General features: G+C 60.2%; 11 protein-coding genes. 8 read left to right on the top strand and 3 right to left on the bottom strand.

Annotation, left to right across the window (positions count from 1 at the left end):
- The first annotated feature begins 89 nt into the window (after positions 1 to 89).
- A complete protein-coding gene (locus EJ073_RS30325; protein WP_245455426.1) occupies positions 90 to 1,871 on the top strand; it encodes an ABC transporter ATP-binding protein in 1,782 nt (593 codons plus the stop codon).
- Between the two features lie 141 nt (positions 1,872 to 2,012).
- On the opposite strand, the gene EJ073_RS30320 is transcribed toward EJ073_RS30325, so the two are convergent.
- Entirely contained in the window at positions 2,013 to 3,143 is a 1,131-nt protein-coding gene (locus tag EJ073_RS30320) for a glycosyltransferase family 4 protein (protein ID WP_126058866.1), read from the bottom strand.
- A 245-nt stretch (positions 3,144 to 3,388) separates the two neighbouring features.
- Here EJ073_RS30320 and EJ073_RS30315 point away from each other — a divergent pair, with 245 nt between their 5' ends.
- The 7 genes from EJ073_RS30315 (at position 3,389) to EJ073_RS30285 (ending at position 13,006) form a co-directional block, all read left to right on the top strand.
- Positions 3,389 to 4,669 carry a nucleotide sugar dehydrogenase gene (locus tag EJ073_RS30315; RefSeq protein WP_126058865.1) on the top strand — a complete coding sequence of 427 codons (1,281 nt, stop codon included), beginning with the start codon at positions 3,389 to 3,391 and terminating at the stop codon, positions 4,667 to 4,669.
- A 27-nt stretch (positions 4,670 to 4,696) separates the two neighbouring features.
- Positions 4,697 to 5,716, top strand: coding sequence for an NAD-dependent epimerase (locus tag EJ073_RS30310; RefSeq protein WP_126058864.1), 1,020 nt, complete (start codon positions 4,697 to 4,699; stop codon positions 5,714 to 5,716).
- A 46-nt stretch (positions 5,717 to 5,762) separates the two neighbouring features.
- Positions 5,763 to 6,554, top strand: a complete 792-nt coding sequence (locus tag EJ073_RS30305) for a class I SAM-dependent methyltransferase (protein WP_127406357.1) — start codon at positions 5,763 to 5,765, stop codon at positions 6,552 to 6,554.
- An 81-nt stretch (positions 6,555 to 6,635) separates the two neighbouring features.
- Complete coding sequence (asnB, locus tag EJ073_RS30300) at positions 6,636 to 8,606, top strand: asparagine synthase (glutamine-hydrolyzing) (protein ID WP_126058862.1); 1,971 nt, start codon at positions 6,636 to 6,638, stop codon at positions 8,604 to 8,606.
- A gap of 175 nt (positions 8,607 to 8,781) precedes the next feature.
- A complete protein-coding gene (locus EJ073_RS30295) occupies positions 8,782 to 10,206 on the top strand; it encodes an O-antigen ligase family protein (protein WP_126058861.1) in 1,425 nt (474 codons plus the stop codon).
- 175 nt (positions 10,207 to 10,381) lie between these two features.
- Entirely contained in the window at positions 10,382 to 10,855 is a 474-nt protein-coding gene (locus EJ073_RS30290) for a hypothetical protein (RefSeq protein ID WP_126058860.1), read from the top strand.
- A gap of 69 nt (positions 10,856 to 10,924) precedes the next feature.
- Complete coding sequence (locus EJ073_RS30285) at positions 10,925 to 13,006, top strand: sigma-54-dependent Fis family transcriptional regulator (RefSeq protein ID WP_126058859.1); 2,082 nt, start codon at positions 10,925 to 10,927, stop codon at positions 13,004 to 13,006.
- 81 nt (positions 13,007 to 13,087) lie between these two features.
- On the opposite strand, the gene EJ073_RS30280 is transcribed toward EJ073_RS30285, so the two are convergent.
- Together EJ073_RS30280 and EJ073_RS30275 are read right to left on the bottom strand one after the other, a co-directional pair.
- Positions 13,088 to 13,777 (bottom strand): MIP family channel protein, encoded by a 690-nt coding sequence (locus EJ073_RS30280; RefSeq protein WP_126058858.1) that lies wholly within the window; start codon positions 13,775 to 13,777, stop codon positions 13,088 to 13,090.
- 70 nt (positions 13,778 to 13,847) lie between these two features.
- Positions 13,848 to 14,891: an NAD(P)-dependent alcohol dehydrogenase gene (locus EJ073_RS30275; protein ID WP_126058857.1), complete on the bottom strand. Its 1,044-nt coding sequence runs from the start codon at positions 14,889 to 14,891 to the stop codon at positions 13,848 to 13,850.
- Positions 14,892 to 14,894: the final 3 nt, after the last annotated feature.

Raw genomic sequence — 14,894 nt, 5'->3', positions numbered from 1 at the left:
CCAGCTTGTGGATGGCTTTTGACGATCCGAGATCAGAAATTGTCAATTGGCGCCACATGCGACTTGTTTCCTTGTGGCGCCCATGCGCAATGAACGTCGAGAATGCGGGCGATACCTTGGCATTGAGCGGAACCCAGACCCTAGACAGCACGACCGACGCGCTTCGGCGCTTGTGGGCGCAGCTATCGAGGCGCCGGCGCCGCCAGTTTTTCGGTCTTCTGGTTCTAATGTCCTTCGGCGCTATCGCTGAGGCCGCGACGCTCGGTGCCCTCTTGCCGTTTCTGGCCAAGATCACCGATCCCGATTCAATAGGTCAGTCATGGATCGGACGCCAATTGCAGGGTTTCGGTTCGGCCAGTTCGAGCGACAGCCTTCTGCCCTTGCTGTCGCTATTTTCGGTAGTGGTAGTGATCGCTGGGGTGGTGCGGATCCTGCTCTCGCGAGCGACTCATGCTTTTGTCTTTTCGCTTGGGCACGAGATCGCCGTGAGAGTTTACAAGCGCGCACTTTACCAACCCTACAGCTATCACTTATCGAATAGCTCCAGTTCGGTGCTGGCGACACTTCGCCAAGTCCACATCATCAACATGAACGTTCTCCTCCCGATCCTCCAAGCGGTTGGGGGAGCGATCATCAGCGTGTTCGTCGTTGCGGCGATGTTCGCGTTGAGCTCATTCATCACATTTGCGATCTTTGCCGGATTGGGTGTGGCCTATCTCGCCATGTCGCTCTTCATTCGCAAACATCTCAAGACGAATGCCCGCACGATAGAGCGAATGCAGGCGGAAGACATTCGGTCCGTGCAAGAGGGCTTGGGTGGCATTCGCGATGTCATCATCAATGACACTCAGCCCTACTTCCTTTCCCGTTTCGAAGAACTCGACAGGCATTTACAGCGCGCTTACTCGGGGAACGCTCTCGCGGCCGCTACTCCTCGATTCGCGATCGAAGCCACTGGGATGGTGATCATCGCCGCACTTGCTTACTTCCTGATCACAAGGACAAACAACGCCGGGCAGGTACTGCCTATGCTGGGAACGTTTGCCCTTGGCGCGCAGCGTCTAGTGCCCCTGATGCAATTGATCTATGCAAACTGGGCGCTCGTGCTAGGCAATATCGCCGGCGTCGAAGCGGTTCTTAAGACGATCGAAGCGCCACTCCCAGCAGAAGCACAGGCACCTCCGCCGAGCCGCTTGCCATTCAATCAGGCAATTGTGCTGAAGGATTTATCGTTCTGCTACGCGCCCGATCAGCCGCCGGTTATCGAACGGTTCAATCTCACCATCGTGAAGGGCGCAAAGATCGGATTTGTAGGCAAGACAGGGAGCGGGAAGAGCACGACAGTCGATCTCGTGATGGGCCTACTCGAGCCGACAAGTGGAGTTATCGAGATCGACGGGAAGCCCCTTGATGGAGGCACTAGACGTGCCTGGCAGAGGCAGATTGCCCATGTCCCCCAGAGTATCTTCCTTTCGGACGCTTCGATCGCCGAGAATATAGCGTTTGGCATCGACCCCGCCGGTATCGATCTTGAACGTGTTCGCAACGCAGCGCAGCAGGCAGCTTTGGCGGGCTTCATCGAAAACTTGCCCAAGGGCTATGAAACCCGGGTCGGCGAACGCGGTGTGCGATTGTCCGGCGGCCAGCGCCAACGAATAGGCATAGCGCGGGCATTCTATAAACAGGCGAGTTTGCTCGTTTTTGACGAAGCAACAAGCGCGCTCGACAATGAGACCGAAGCAGCTGTCATGGAGGCAATCGGTGATTTGCCCGCTGATCTGACAGTCCTCATCATCGCGCATCGCCTCACGACGGTCGAAAATTGCGACGAGATCGTAACGATCGAAGACGGCCAGCCGCATATCGCCTAGTCTCCGTTCGGTCTTTGCCCAGGAAGGACAGGAGCTTGCCGGCCGCCGCCTGGCGGCGTTCAGCGGAGTAGGACTTGTCGATGAATGAAGCCCAATAGGCTCCGAATTCATATCGGTTCGACGCTGGCTTTTCTGCAGATGTCATCCTGCGGCCCATTGCCCGCCTTCGATGATTTCCATCATATGAGCAGTAACTTTCTGAATATCATAGCGCTGTTCGGCAATCGACCGACTGTTCCTGGCCATGCATCTGGCCTCATCTGGGTTGTCGATCAGACGGATCATGGCCTCGGCCAGGGAGGTCGTGGCACCGACCGGCACCAACAGGCCGTTTACCCCGGGGACGATCGGCGCGCGACAGCCTGGCGCATCCGTCGTTATCACCGGACGACCCATTGCCATTGCTTCCAGAACCGAGCGCGATGTGCCCTCGCGATAGGAGGGAAGCACGTAAATACGCGAGTCGGCGATCACCCGACGGACATCTTCGACACCCCTGTGATAGCGGATCGTTCCGTCCGCGACGGCTGCCTCAACCTCCGAGACCGGAAATCCCGCGGGATTTGGATCCGTATCACCGACCAGGTCGAAGCGAGCCTCCGGCCGGACCGCCTTCACCAGCTTCGCGGCACCCAGGTATTCGGCAAGGCCTTTGTCGCGAAGCAGGCGGGCGATCATAAGAAATCGCGGCTCCTCCGGCAGTGGCGCAACCCTGAAACGATCCAGGTCGACCCCTGAACCGTTGACGACACTGGCTGGGGTCCGCCCGAGGAGCCCCAGGCGACGGAAATCATCTCGATCGTCCTCGTTCTGGAACGTCACCGTCGTGGCGCCGCGCAGGCTTGCTGCATAAAGAAGTCGAGCCGCGGCGTTGATGACCCTCCAGCGCAGCGATTTATGGCGGTCCGTGAACGCATAGCCGAGGCCAGTGATAAGCGCGTGCCGACGCGGGACGCGTGCAATCAACGCTACGGGTATGCCATAAACGATTGGCTTGATTGCGCAGGTCAACACGACCTGAGGTCTGAGTTCCCGTATTTTTCTGTAGAGACGGAGCGCCAAAATCGCATCGCCGATCGGGCCGACTGCCGCGCGCGCCATCGGCAGATGATGAAAACGAATGCCGTTTCCGGTCAGCCATCGCACGGTCATCTCATCGAACGGCGCCGCGGCATGAACTTCGTATCCGGCCACACGCAGCGCAAGGAGAAAATGTCCTCGAGTGGTTGCAAGGGACTTTGGCTCGCTCACAATGACGACGATACGGTTCATGCGTTCAACATCTTAGGCTGATTGCAGCAGGCCAGCCGCCTCTTGTAAGGTCTCGGGTCCCGAAACCCAACCCTGCGGCATGTTATCCACAGTATCGGTCGGTCTGAGTTGTTGAGTGGTACAGGCATCGGCGGCGGACTTCTTTTGAGTGGAGACTTCCGCCTTCGCAACGACGCATCGTTGAATTAACCCACCGCCTGCCATACAAGCGCCTCGAGTCATAAGCGACCTGAGGAAATCCACGGATGACCGAACGCATTGCTGTAATCGGCCTAGGCTATGTCGGCCTTCCAGTAGCCGTCGCGTTTGGAAAGATTTTCCCGGCAACGATCGCCTTCGATATCAGCGAGCGCCGAATCAACGAGCTGCGCGACGGCGTCGATCGTACGGGAGAGGTTGACGCCACGGAGCTCAAGGAATCGTCGATCGTATTTACGACCGACCGGAAGATGTTGAAAGGCGCTACTTTCTTCGTGGTTGCCGTGCCCACCCCTATCGACATCAATCGTGCCCCCGATCTCGCTCCTCTGAAGCTGGCATCCGAACTCGTCGGGGAAGTGGTGAGCAAAGGCGCGGTCGTCGTCTTCGAATCGACGGTCTATCCCGGCGTTACCGAAGATTTTTGTGGACCCATCATCGAGCAGATTTCCGGTCTGCGGCATCCTCACGACTTCGCGCTGGGCTATTCACCTGAACGAGCCAACCCCGGCGATCGCGAACACTCGCTGCGACGAATCGTCAAAGTCGTCTCTGGCGAGAATACCGAAGCGCTGGAGCGTGTGGCGGGCGTCTACAGCCGGATCATCGATGCCGGTGTCTACAGCGCCCCGTCGATCAAGGTGGCCGAGGCCGCGAAAGTAATTGAAAATACGCAGCGCGATCTCAACATCGCGCTGATGAATGAACTCGCAATGATCTTCGAGCGGCTTGATATTCGGACGCAGGACGTCCTTGATGCCGCGTCAACGAAATGGAACTTTCTTCCGTTCAAGCCGGGCTTCGTGGGTGGCCACTGCATAAGTGTCGACCCGTACTATCTGACCGCCAAGGCGGAGGCTGAGGGCTACCATCCGCAGATCATCCTCGCCGGCCGCCGCATCAATGACGGCATGGGAGCCTTCGTTGCTCAACAAGTGGTCAAACAGCTGATCCGTTCAGATATGCCCGTGAAGGGAGCTTCCGTCGGCATTCTCGGACTGACCTTCAAGGAGGATGTTCCGGATTTGCGCAACAGCCGTGTTTTCGACATGGTCAGGGAACTGAGGCAGTTCGGCATTGCCCCCAAGGTCCACGATCCTCTTGCCGATGCCGAAACCGCTCGACGCGAATATGGTGAAACAATCCTGCCACTCGACGAGATAAACGATTTGCAGGCGCTTGTTCTGGCGGTTCCTCACAAGCATTATCTATCGAGGGAGAAATCCCGTATTTTCCAAATGATCAGGCCAGGTGGAACGCTGTTCGACGTCAAGTCGGCCATCAAGCCGAATGAAGTTCCTGGAGTGATAAAATACTGGAGCCTGTGAGCTCGGCCTGCAACCTAGGAGTACACATTGACATCGACCAGGCCGATTCTGATCACCGGCGCGGCTGGCTTCATAGGATTCCACCTCTGCCAGAGGCTTCTCGCTGATGGCCGGCAGGTTGTCGGCCTCGATTCCATGAATGAATATTACGACATCAACCTGAAGCGAGCCCGGCTCGCTCGCTTGAAAGAATTTCCGAATTTTCGTTTCGATCAAATCGACCTCACCGACCGAGATCGCATTTCTGCGCTTCTTCTCTCGGTCACTCCGGAGATCGTGGTCAATCTCGCAGCCCAAGCCGGCGTTCGCTATTCGCTTACCAATCCGCACGCCTATGCGGAAAGCAATCTCACCGGCTTCCTTAACATCCTGGAGGGATGCCGACGTGCCTCGGTCGGCCATCTGGTCTATGCGTCTTCCAGTTCGATCTATGGCGGCAGCACACGGATGCCGTTCTCCGTTCACGATCCAGCGGACCATCCGCTGAGCCTTTATGCCGCAAGCAAGAAGGCCAACGAACTGATGGCGCATACCTACAGCCATCTTTTCGGCCTGCCGACGACAGGATTGCGCTTCTTCACTGTCTATGGTCCCTGGGGACGGCCAGACATGGCCCTGTTCATCTTCACCAAGGCCATTCTCGCTGGCGAACCGATCGACGTCTTCAACTATGGCAACATGCAGCGAGATTTCACCTATATCGACGACATTGTCGAGGGCATTGACCGCGTGATGCAGCAGCCCGCAACAGCAAATCCGCAATGGAAGAGTTCGGCCCCCGACCCCGCGACAAGCAGCGCGCCTTTCAGGATCCATAATATCGGCGGGAATTCGCCCGTTCAGCTGAACCGCTTGATCGAGGTGCTGGAAGACGCACTCGGGCGGAAGGCAAACCGCAACCTCATGGCGCTCCAGCCGGGTGACGTCCCGGCAACTTTCGCAGATGTCAGCTCACTTGAAGAGGCGACCGGCTTCAAGCCGAAGATTCCGGTCGAAATCGGGGTTCCGCGTTTCGTGGAATGGTATCGGGAATTCTATCGAGTATGATCCGATTCCCTTGGTCTTTGAGAAAAGGACGACGGATGGGAAGCCAATGAACGCGCGCTATGATTTCGGCCGCAACTGGTCCGAGCTCGCCGCGCGCTTCGAGGACGAACACCTGGACCGGGCTTGCGAGGATCTTCGCCGTCTGGTGGGCGATTTGGACGGGAAGACATTTCTGGACATCGGCTGCGGATCGGGCCTGCATTCGGCGGCCGCCCTTCGGCTAGGCGCGGCGAAGGTCCGGGCGCTCGACTACGACGTCCGCTGCGTCGAAACAACCAAAGCCGTTCTTTCCCGGTTTGCGTCGGGAGCGGAATGGAGTGTGGAGCGAGCCGACATCCTCGATAAAGCGTCGCTCCCGTCCGGGACGTTCGACATTGTCTACTCGTGGGGTGTCCTGCACCATACGGGCGATATGTGGGCAGCGATCCGCAATGCGACCGATCTCGTTGGTCGCGGGGGGCGATTGGGAATTGCGATCTACCTGAAGACGCCGCTGTGCGGGCTGTGGACGGTCGAAAAGAGGCTCTACTCCTCCCATCAGTGGCTGCGACCTCCGGTAAGGGCGCTTTTTGTCTGCGCCTATATGTTGGCAAGAACGCTGCGGCATCGGGACGCGATCTCTTTCGTAAAGAACTATCGCCAACGCCGGGGCATGGAGTTCTTGGCGGATGTCGACGACTGGCTTGGCGGGTACCCCTATCAATCCACCTCGGCTGTCGAGCTGGAGACGGCCGTGGAAAAGCTTGGGTTTCGCACGAAGCAGCGCCTGAACGTCACTCCAGGAATCGGCCTTTTCGGAACCGGCTGCGGTCAATGGTGTTTCGTGCGAACGGATTAATAGCCGCCCGATTTTCCTCTCTCTGATTTTGCATAGAGAACAGGACTCGGGGACAGGCCATCATGGGAGCAACGACGCCGGATGTGCGGTATTGTCGGCATTGTGGGTGGCGTGGCCGCGACGAGCAGCGGCGCCTCCACTGTACGTCGCATGGCCGACATGATCCGGCACCGAGGGCCGGACGGCGACGGCGTCTGGACTGATGCTGAGGCGGGTGTCGCGCTTAGTCAACGACGGCTGGCAATCATAGATCTGTCATCGGCTGGCGCCCAGCCCATGACTTCGCACGGCGGCCGTTACGTCATCGTCTTCAACGGCGAACTCTACAATCACGGTGAGATGCGCACGCTTCTCGATCGGGAACATGGCGATCGTGCCTGGCGCGGGCATTCCGACACCGAGGTCCTTCTGGCTGCGATCGAGGAACTGGGGCTAAAACAAGCTCTTGAGTTGGCCACAGGCATGTTCGCGTTCGGCCTGTGGGACCGGAAAGAGAGAACCCTTCTTCTCGGGCGCGATCGCCTGGGGGAGAAGCCCCTGTATTATGGCCGTGTTGGTAAGGCGTTTGCCTTCGCCTCCGAGCCCAAGGCGTTTCATCTGCTTCCCGACTGGCGCCCAGCGATCGACCGGAATGCGCTGGCGCTATTGATGCGCCACAACTACATTCCCGCGCCGTACAGCATCTATGAGGGCATCCGCAAATTAAGACCTGGCCACCTTCTCGTTCTTTCCGATCCTGTGCGCGAGCCACGCGTAGAGAGCTATTGGAGCGCGAGGGAGGTCGCGGAACAGGGTCGCCGTGAACCTTTTCAAGGAAGCCCACAGGAAGCGGTCGACGAAGTCGAGCGCCATCTTCGCCGCGCACTCGAAGGGCAGATGATAGCCGATGTACCGCTCGGCGCCTTCCTCTCCGGCGGCATAGATTCTTCCGCAATCGTGGCGGTCATGCAGTCGATCAGTTCGCGGCCTGTGCGAACGTTCACGATCGGATTCGCCGAAGCCGGCTATAACGAAGCCGATCATGCCGAACATGTGGCGCGCCATCTCGGCACAGACCATACGGAACTATATTTGAGCGACCGGGACGCCCTCGACGTCGTGCCGCAACTGCCGGGCATCTATTGCGAGCCGTTTTCGGACTCGTCGCAAATCCCGACTTTCCTCGTCTCCAGACTGGCGCGTGGCAGTGTCACCGTTGCGCTGTCGGGCGACGGCGGAGATGAGTTGTTTTCCGGTTACACGCGCTACGCGCTCGCTGACGCGCTCTGGAACAAGCTTTCCCGCATCCCGATCGGCCTGCGTCGCGTGTCGGCCAGCCTGGCAACACTGCCGTCCCCCGAACTGTATGACAACGTCGCAGACGGGATCATGCCGCTCTTGCCGCGACGCCTTCGGCGCGAGCGGGTAGGCGACAAGATCCACAAGGCGGCGTCGGTCCTTTCGCTTCGAACCATGAACGACGTCTATCGTCGTCTCTGCTCGCACTGGGAGCCGTCCGAGATCATTCCCGATGCGGTCGAGCCACCCACGATGCTGACCGGATTGGAAGCACTTCCGACCTTACCGGGCAGCGTCGAGCGGATGATGTATCTCGACATGATGAGCTATCTGCCGGACGACATTCTGGTGAAAGTCGACCGCGCGGCAATGGCTGTCGGCCTCGAGACCCGCGTGCCGCTGCTCGACCATCGGCTGGTAGGCTTCGCGCTCTCGTTGCCGCTCTCCATCCTGCGGGCCGAGAACAAGACGAAGTGGCCACTCAGGCAACTCCTGTACAGGCATATCCCTCGCGGGCTCATCGAACGCCCAAAGATGGGCTTTGGCGTACCGATCGACACCTGGCTGCGCGGTGCGCTGCGCCATTGGGCCGAGGCGCTGCTCGACGAGCGCCGGCTGCGCGAAGATGGCTTCTTCCGGCCGGAGGCGATTCGGCGCGCTTGGTCCGAACACCTTTCTGGACAGCGCAACCACCAGTATCCGCTCTGGGACGTATTGATGTTCCAATCATGGCGGGAAGCACACCAGGGAGTTTCAACGGCTGTCGCGGCTTGAGGTGGCGCGTGGCCGACAATTTCAGTCAGGACTGCCCGCCCTCACAGCCGGTTGCGGGGCGCGGCGGTATTGCACTATCGGATACCGGAGCCAGCGGCTATACCGGCTCGGGAAAAGGGATGGCGGGGACCTTCGAACGATCCGTGCACAATCTGGAAGATTGCGAAGCAAGGCATTGAACCCGTTCATATCGCTCCGGCGGCATCTCACACCCGCGCAGGTCATCATCTACTTCTCCATCGCCTGTTTCTTTTCGCCACCTGTGCTGGGATCGGCGGTGAGCTTCGTCTTTCATGGCGGCGCACTCTGGTCGGTGCTGCTGCTGGCAGCCAAACGGCGGCGCTTCAATGTCGACCGGCCGATGCTTGCCATGACCATTGCGATCTATGCCTACTGCGCGGCTATGGTTCTGGCCTCGATCGTCAACGGTACGCTGCGGGCTGACGTCGCGTATTTCCTGCCGCTGGTCACCTTGCTGTTCTTCCCGATCTCCTATTCGACCTGGAGCATCATCGATAAGGCCAGCCTTGCGCGCATTGCTGTGCTTGCGAGCGCTGCGGCCTGTAGCGGTGCGTTGGTCCTCGCCATCGTCCAATATTACTGGATCGGGATGCTCAGGGCAGAAGGGGGGGCTGGAAATCCGATCGTTTTTGCGACTGTCACCTGTCTCGCCGTGATGATGTGCCTTTCGGGCGCTCTGTCGGGAATGGAGAAAGCCTGGAAGCCACTCTCTGTCGCCGCACTCGCCGGGGTCGTGGCGACTGTCTACTCGGGCTCGCGTATGGTTTGGGTGGCCTTATTGGTTGCCGTTGTCGCCATCCTTGTGGTCAATCGCCGGAGGTTCACTCGAGCGAATATGAGGCGGTTGCTGGTGGTAGCAGGCGCTTCCAGCTTGTTAACGGCGGCAATTACATTTCCGATCATCGTGGATCGCACTCATTTCCTCTTCGATGACTGGCAGGCCCTCACCACCAGAGGCGATCATTCCACTCCACTCGGATTGCGGGTTGGACTCTGGGACATAGGCCTCGATGCATTTCGTGAAGCCCCATTTTTCGGCCACGGCATTTCCGCCAGTCGCACGCTTACCCAGGAGGGATTCAAGGAGCGATTTGGGACGAACCAAGGTTTCAACCACTTTCACAACGGCTTTTTGACCGCTCTTGTCGAAGCCGGGTTGCTTGGAGCTCTGGCTCTCGCGACAATCTTCGGCGCGGCGGTCTGGAACGCAGCAAGGGTCCTGCGCCTCAGTGCCGATCCAGTCGAGCGGTTCGGTGCGACAATGATCGTCGTCACCGTCATCGTCTATGTCATTGGCGGCCTGACCGGCACCCTTGTCGGCCATGACATTCTCGATTCGACGCTGATGGTGTTCCTGGTTTCCGGAACATACCTGGCTAGCGGACGCACGGTGCCACCGATAAAAAAAGCTCCTATTGCCATCCCCGGTCCGACCACCAGGCGGATAATGGACGTTCTCGGCCACGACGACCTCGACCATGCCGAGCTCGATTCCCTGGAAGCGTCGCAGGTGCGTTTGGCTATGCAGGGATTTGGACCGGGTCGTATGGCTGGTAACGGGCAAGCCAAGGCAGCCTGACGCGGGCATTACTCAGACGTACGAGTACCAGCCCTTTGTAGCAGCCACCTGCTACCAACGACACCTATTTCGGCGCTAACTAATATGAATGGCGAACCCGACTGTGGCAGTGTAAGGTTCGCTGCAAAGGAGAAGAATTGCCCTAACAGCACTGCCAACGAATCTGGGAGGATTCATGGTCGAGATCATCTCCAAGCGGGATGGCCCGCGGCGCGAGGACGTACAGATCAAACGACTGATCGAGCAAAATCGCTCCACCATCGTCCGCCTTGCCGACCAGCTCAGCGCCGGCGGTTATTCAGCTTCCAAAAAGCCACGCCAGTTGCCAAAGGTCGAGGGCCTTATCATCCACGTTGGTGGTGCCCCGGTGTCGGCGTCGGAAGCCAGGCCGTCTGTCCATATCAGCATCAACGGTCGCGTGGTCTCGAAGGATCAAAACACGGGCCGCCAGCTCCATCACATCGGCGACGTACGCGATCGCGACCGGGAACAGATTTTCGTGCTGGCGACGAAACAGAATGGCTACTTCGCGCCGGTCGACGAAACCGTAGCTGCCAAGCTTGCCGACATGGATGGGATGCGCCTCACCGGCGCTTACTCCGAAGAACAGCTTGCCGCCGAAATCGGCGCCAAGCTCGGCATCGGCTAACCAATTGGACGCGACGTCCGGATCGCCGAGAACACATAGCGATGGTCTCAAAGGTTCCGTGATGACTGAATGAAACGTGATCCGGGTCCCAGTCAGATGAAGATCGATGCTCTTCCGGCGCGTGCGCCGTCAGCCGGCAGGCAAATGGTTCTGGGCAACATCGATTATGACGAGCGCGCCACCATGCGCGCCTGGGAAGATTTTCTGGCCGACGAACCCAAATGTGCCCGCGATCCAATCAAGCCAAGCCACGTCCGCTCGCTCATTCACGACTCCTGGTATCGCAGCGCAACCGGCGGCATCAATGCGCAAGGGCATGAAGCCCCGCTCAACAGCGATCGCGACGAGATCGAATTTCTGACCCGGGCCAATGCCGAACTGCTCGCGGCGGCGCGTCGGTCCTTCGCCTCCATCGGCCAGCTGCTGGAGGGAACAGGCGCTATGCTGGTTCTTGCCGACAGCGACGGGGTGTTGATCGACGCTATCGGCGACAAGAAGACACTGCATAACGGCATGGATATCCACCTTGCCATCGGCGGCAAATGGAACGAGGACGCTGTCGGAACCAATGGCATAGGTACGGCACTGTGGACCGGGGAGCCGACTTTCGTCCATGCTGCCGAGCATTTCTGCGCCGGCATCAAGTCCTGGACCTGCGCCGGTGCGCCGATCCGCGATCCACTGGACGGCAAGATCATCGGTGTCGTCGACCTGTCGGGCTATTCGCCGATCTTCCGGCCGCATAACACCGCTCTGGTCGCCGCAACGGCCCGGCAGATCGAAAAGGCATTGGCCGAGCAGCAGGCGGAGCAACGAACGCGCCTGCTCGAGGCTTTCATCTCCTCGGCTTCCAGCTACCGCCGGAAAGACGGGCTGGTGATCCTCGATCATCGTGGCCGCGCCATCTTCCGCAACAACGTGCCCGATGGCGAAGCCACTGAAATGACGGACGGTCGGATGGAGGCTGGGCGTGGGCGCTGGCTGATGAACCTTCCTTCGTCCGGCTCGGAGGCCGATATCGCCAGGGCGCTGCCGGCCCATCTGCGTTCCTGCCACATCACGCCGCTCAAGCTCGACGGCGACCTGCGCGGCGCGGCGCTCGTGTTCCCGTCGGCGCCTGCAGTCTCCAGCGTGACCCACCGGGAGGCGGACAAGCACCTCCAGGACGCGGCCGCCATGATCGTCGGCGAAAGCGAGGCGCTGCTTGCTGCCGTCGATGTCGCCTGTCGCGTTGCCCGCTCGAACAGCGTCGCCTCGCTGCTGGTCGAAGGGGAGACTGGCGTTGGCAAGGAGCTGTTTGCGCGGCTTGTCCATGCCGGCAGCCGGCGCACGGCAAACGATCCTTTCATTGCGATGAATTGCGGCGCCATCACAAAGGAATTGTTCGGCAGCGAGCTGTTCGGCCATGTCGGCGGCGCCTTCACCGGCGCCTCGCGCGACGGCAAGCCCGGCGTTTTCGAGCTTGCCAATGGTGGCGTGCTCAGCCTCGACGAAATCGGCGAAATGCCGCTCGAGATCCAGCCATTCCTGCTGCGCGTTCTGGAAGAGCGGGTGGTCAACCGCATCGGCGACAGCCGAGGCCGGCCTGTGGACGTCCGGCTGGTCGCCTCGACCAACCGCGATCTCAAGCAGGAAGTCGCCGCGGGCCGCTTCCGCAGTGATCTCTATTACCGAATTGGCGCGGTCTCGATCACGGTGCCGCCGCTGCGTGAGCGCGGCGAGGATGTGCTTCTGCTGGTCGAGCATTTCAACCGCAGGATCGCCGCAGCCTCAGGCGAGGAGCCGCTGGAATTCTCGCACGAAGCGCTTGCCGCGCTGCTCGCCTATCGTTGGCCGGGCAATGTGCGCGAGCTGAAGAACCTTGTCGGACGTCTGCATGTCCTGGCGCGCGGCCGAGATATTGGACTTCACGATCTGCCCGCGGAGATCACGGCCCCCGCATCCGGACAGAGCGCGAAGTCGAGCGACACTGCGGTCATCTCGCCGGAGGTGCCTGAAGGCACGCTCGCCGAGGCGGAACGGCAGGCGTTGAAAAATGCGCTTGCCGTGGAGAATGGCAATCTTAGCCGGGTCGCGCAGCGGCTCGGCATCTCGCGGCCAACACTCTATCGCAAGCTCGAGCAATACGGCATCCGGCGCGAGTTCGTTTGACGAGGGGAAAAGGGAACCCATGCCATTCATGCCATGGTTTGGGAGGATTTCAGCCAAAAGGGAGCCGCAGGCGGCAGTCGGTCAGGCCGGCTGCGACACCCTTTCGCCGGCTCCGATCACACCAGCGCGCTCCGCCAGCCCGGCTGCGGCGGCGCCAAGACAAGGGGCCACAATATAGAGCCAGAGCTGCGACAGCGCGGTTCCACCGGCGAACAAAGCAGGCCCGAGCGAGCGGGCCGGATTGACCGAGGATCCTGACACAGCAATGCCGGCGAGGTGGATCACGACCAGCGTCAGTCCGATCGCCAGGCCTGCCAGAGCGCCCGCGCCGCCTTCGGCTGTGGCACGCAGAATGACGAGCACAAACAGGAATGTTGCGACTGCTTCGAACAGGAACGCCGAAGTCGCCGAATAGGCCGACCAGCCGTTCTGGGCAAAACCATTCGCGGCGACGTCATAGCCGCCACCCTTGCCCTGGACGATCACGTAGAGCACGGCCGACGCGACGATCGCTCCCAGACATTGCGCGACGACATAGCCGACAAGGTCATTGGATTTCATCCGGCCGGAAACGAAGACGCCGAGGCTCACCGCCGGATTGAGATGCGCGCCTGAAATCGGCCCGATCGAATAGGCCATCGCCACCACCGACAGGCCGAATGCCAGGGCGACTCCGAGCAGGCCGACCTCGGAGCGCATGAACAGAACCGTCGCGCAGCCGACGAAGACCAACGCGAAGGTGCCGACGAATTCACAGATGCACTTGTTCATTAATTCCTCTCCTTGCAGATGACGGATCGGAACCGACGCGGTCGTTTGGCGTGGATCCGGTCCAGGTGGTTCAGGGAACGATGACGCCGCGGCCGGTGAAGCGCCGGTTCTTGAAGTCGTCGAGCGCGGTGTTGATGCTGGCGAGGTTGTACTCGGTGTAGTGCATCTTCACCTTGCCGTCGGCGTTGAGCTCCATCAGTTCGACGAGCTCGGTGAAATTGCCGACCAGGCTGCCGCCGATGTTGATCTCCTCGATGACCAGATGCGCGGTCGGAACGTTGACCGCGCCGCCGTAGCCGACGACGAAGAGCTGGCCGCCCTTGCGCACCATCTTCCAGCAGATGTTCTCGACGCCGAGTTCACCGACGAAATCGATGACGACATGGGCGCCGCCGCCGGTGATCGCCTTTACCTCCTCGACAACGTTCGGCCCGCCGTCGAGGACGAAGTCGGCGCCAAGATCCTTGGCCAGCACACGCGCCGCCGGCTCGCGGTCGACGGCGATGATGCGGCAGCCCGAAATCGCGTGCAGCGACTGTAACGCGATGTGGCCGAGCCCGCCGATGCCGAGCAGCACACAGTAGCTTCCTGGCCGCAACAGCTTCGCCGCCCGTTTGGCGGCGCGGTAGGCGGTGATGCCGGCGTCGGCCAGCGGCGCCACCTCGATCGGCGTGACATTGGCGTTGAGTTTGATGAGTGAGCGCTCGCTGGTGATGAAATATTCGGCGAAGCCGCCATTCATGCCGAGGCCGGGGAACTGCCCATTGTCGCAATACATGTCTTCGCCATGCCGGCAGTTGAGGCAGATGCCGCAGGAGCGGAACGGATGGCAGATCACGGCGTCGCCGCGCTTGACCGATCGGACGCCGCTGCCGACCTCCTCGACCCAGCCGGCATTCTCATGGCCCATGATGTAAGGCAGCAGGCTGCCGTCAGGATCCATGGTCGGTTTCCACACCCCTTCGATGATGTGGAGGTCGGTGCGGCACAGTCCGGCGGCACCGACCCGCACGATCACCTCGTCAGGGGCCGTGATCGTCGGCGCGACGACGTCCTCGATCTTGAGCTTCACGTTCATGTGCGGGTCGTATTCGTAGAGTCTGGCGGCTTTCATCGT

Origin of the sequence: Mesorhizobium sp. M4B.F.Ca.ET.058.02.1.1 (assembly GCF_003952505.1) — a bacterium.
Taxonomy (GTDB): domain Bacteria; phylum Pseudomonadota; class Alphaproteobacteria; order Rhizobiales; family Rhizobiaceae; genus Mesorhizobium.
Note: the sequence above shows the minus strand (reverse complement) of the source record. Positions and strands in the feature narration are given on the sequence as shown.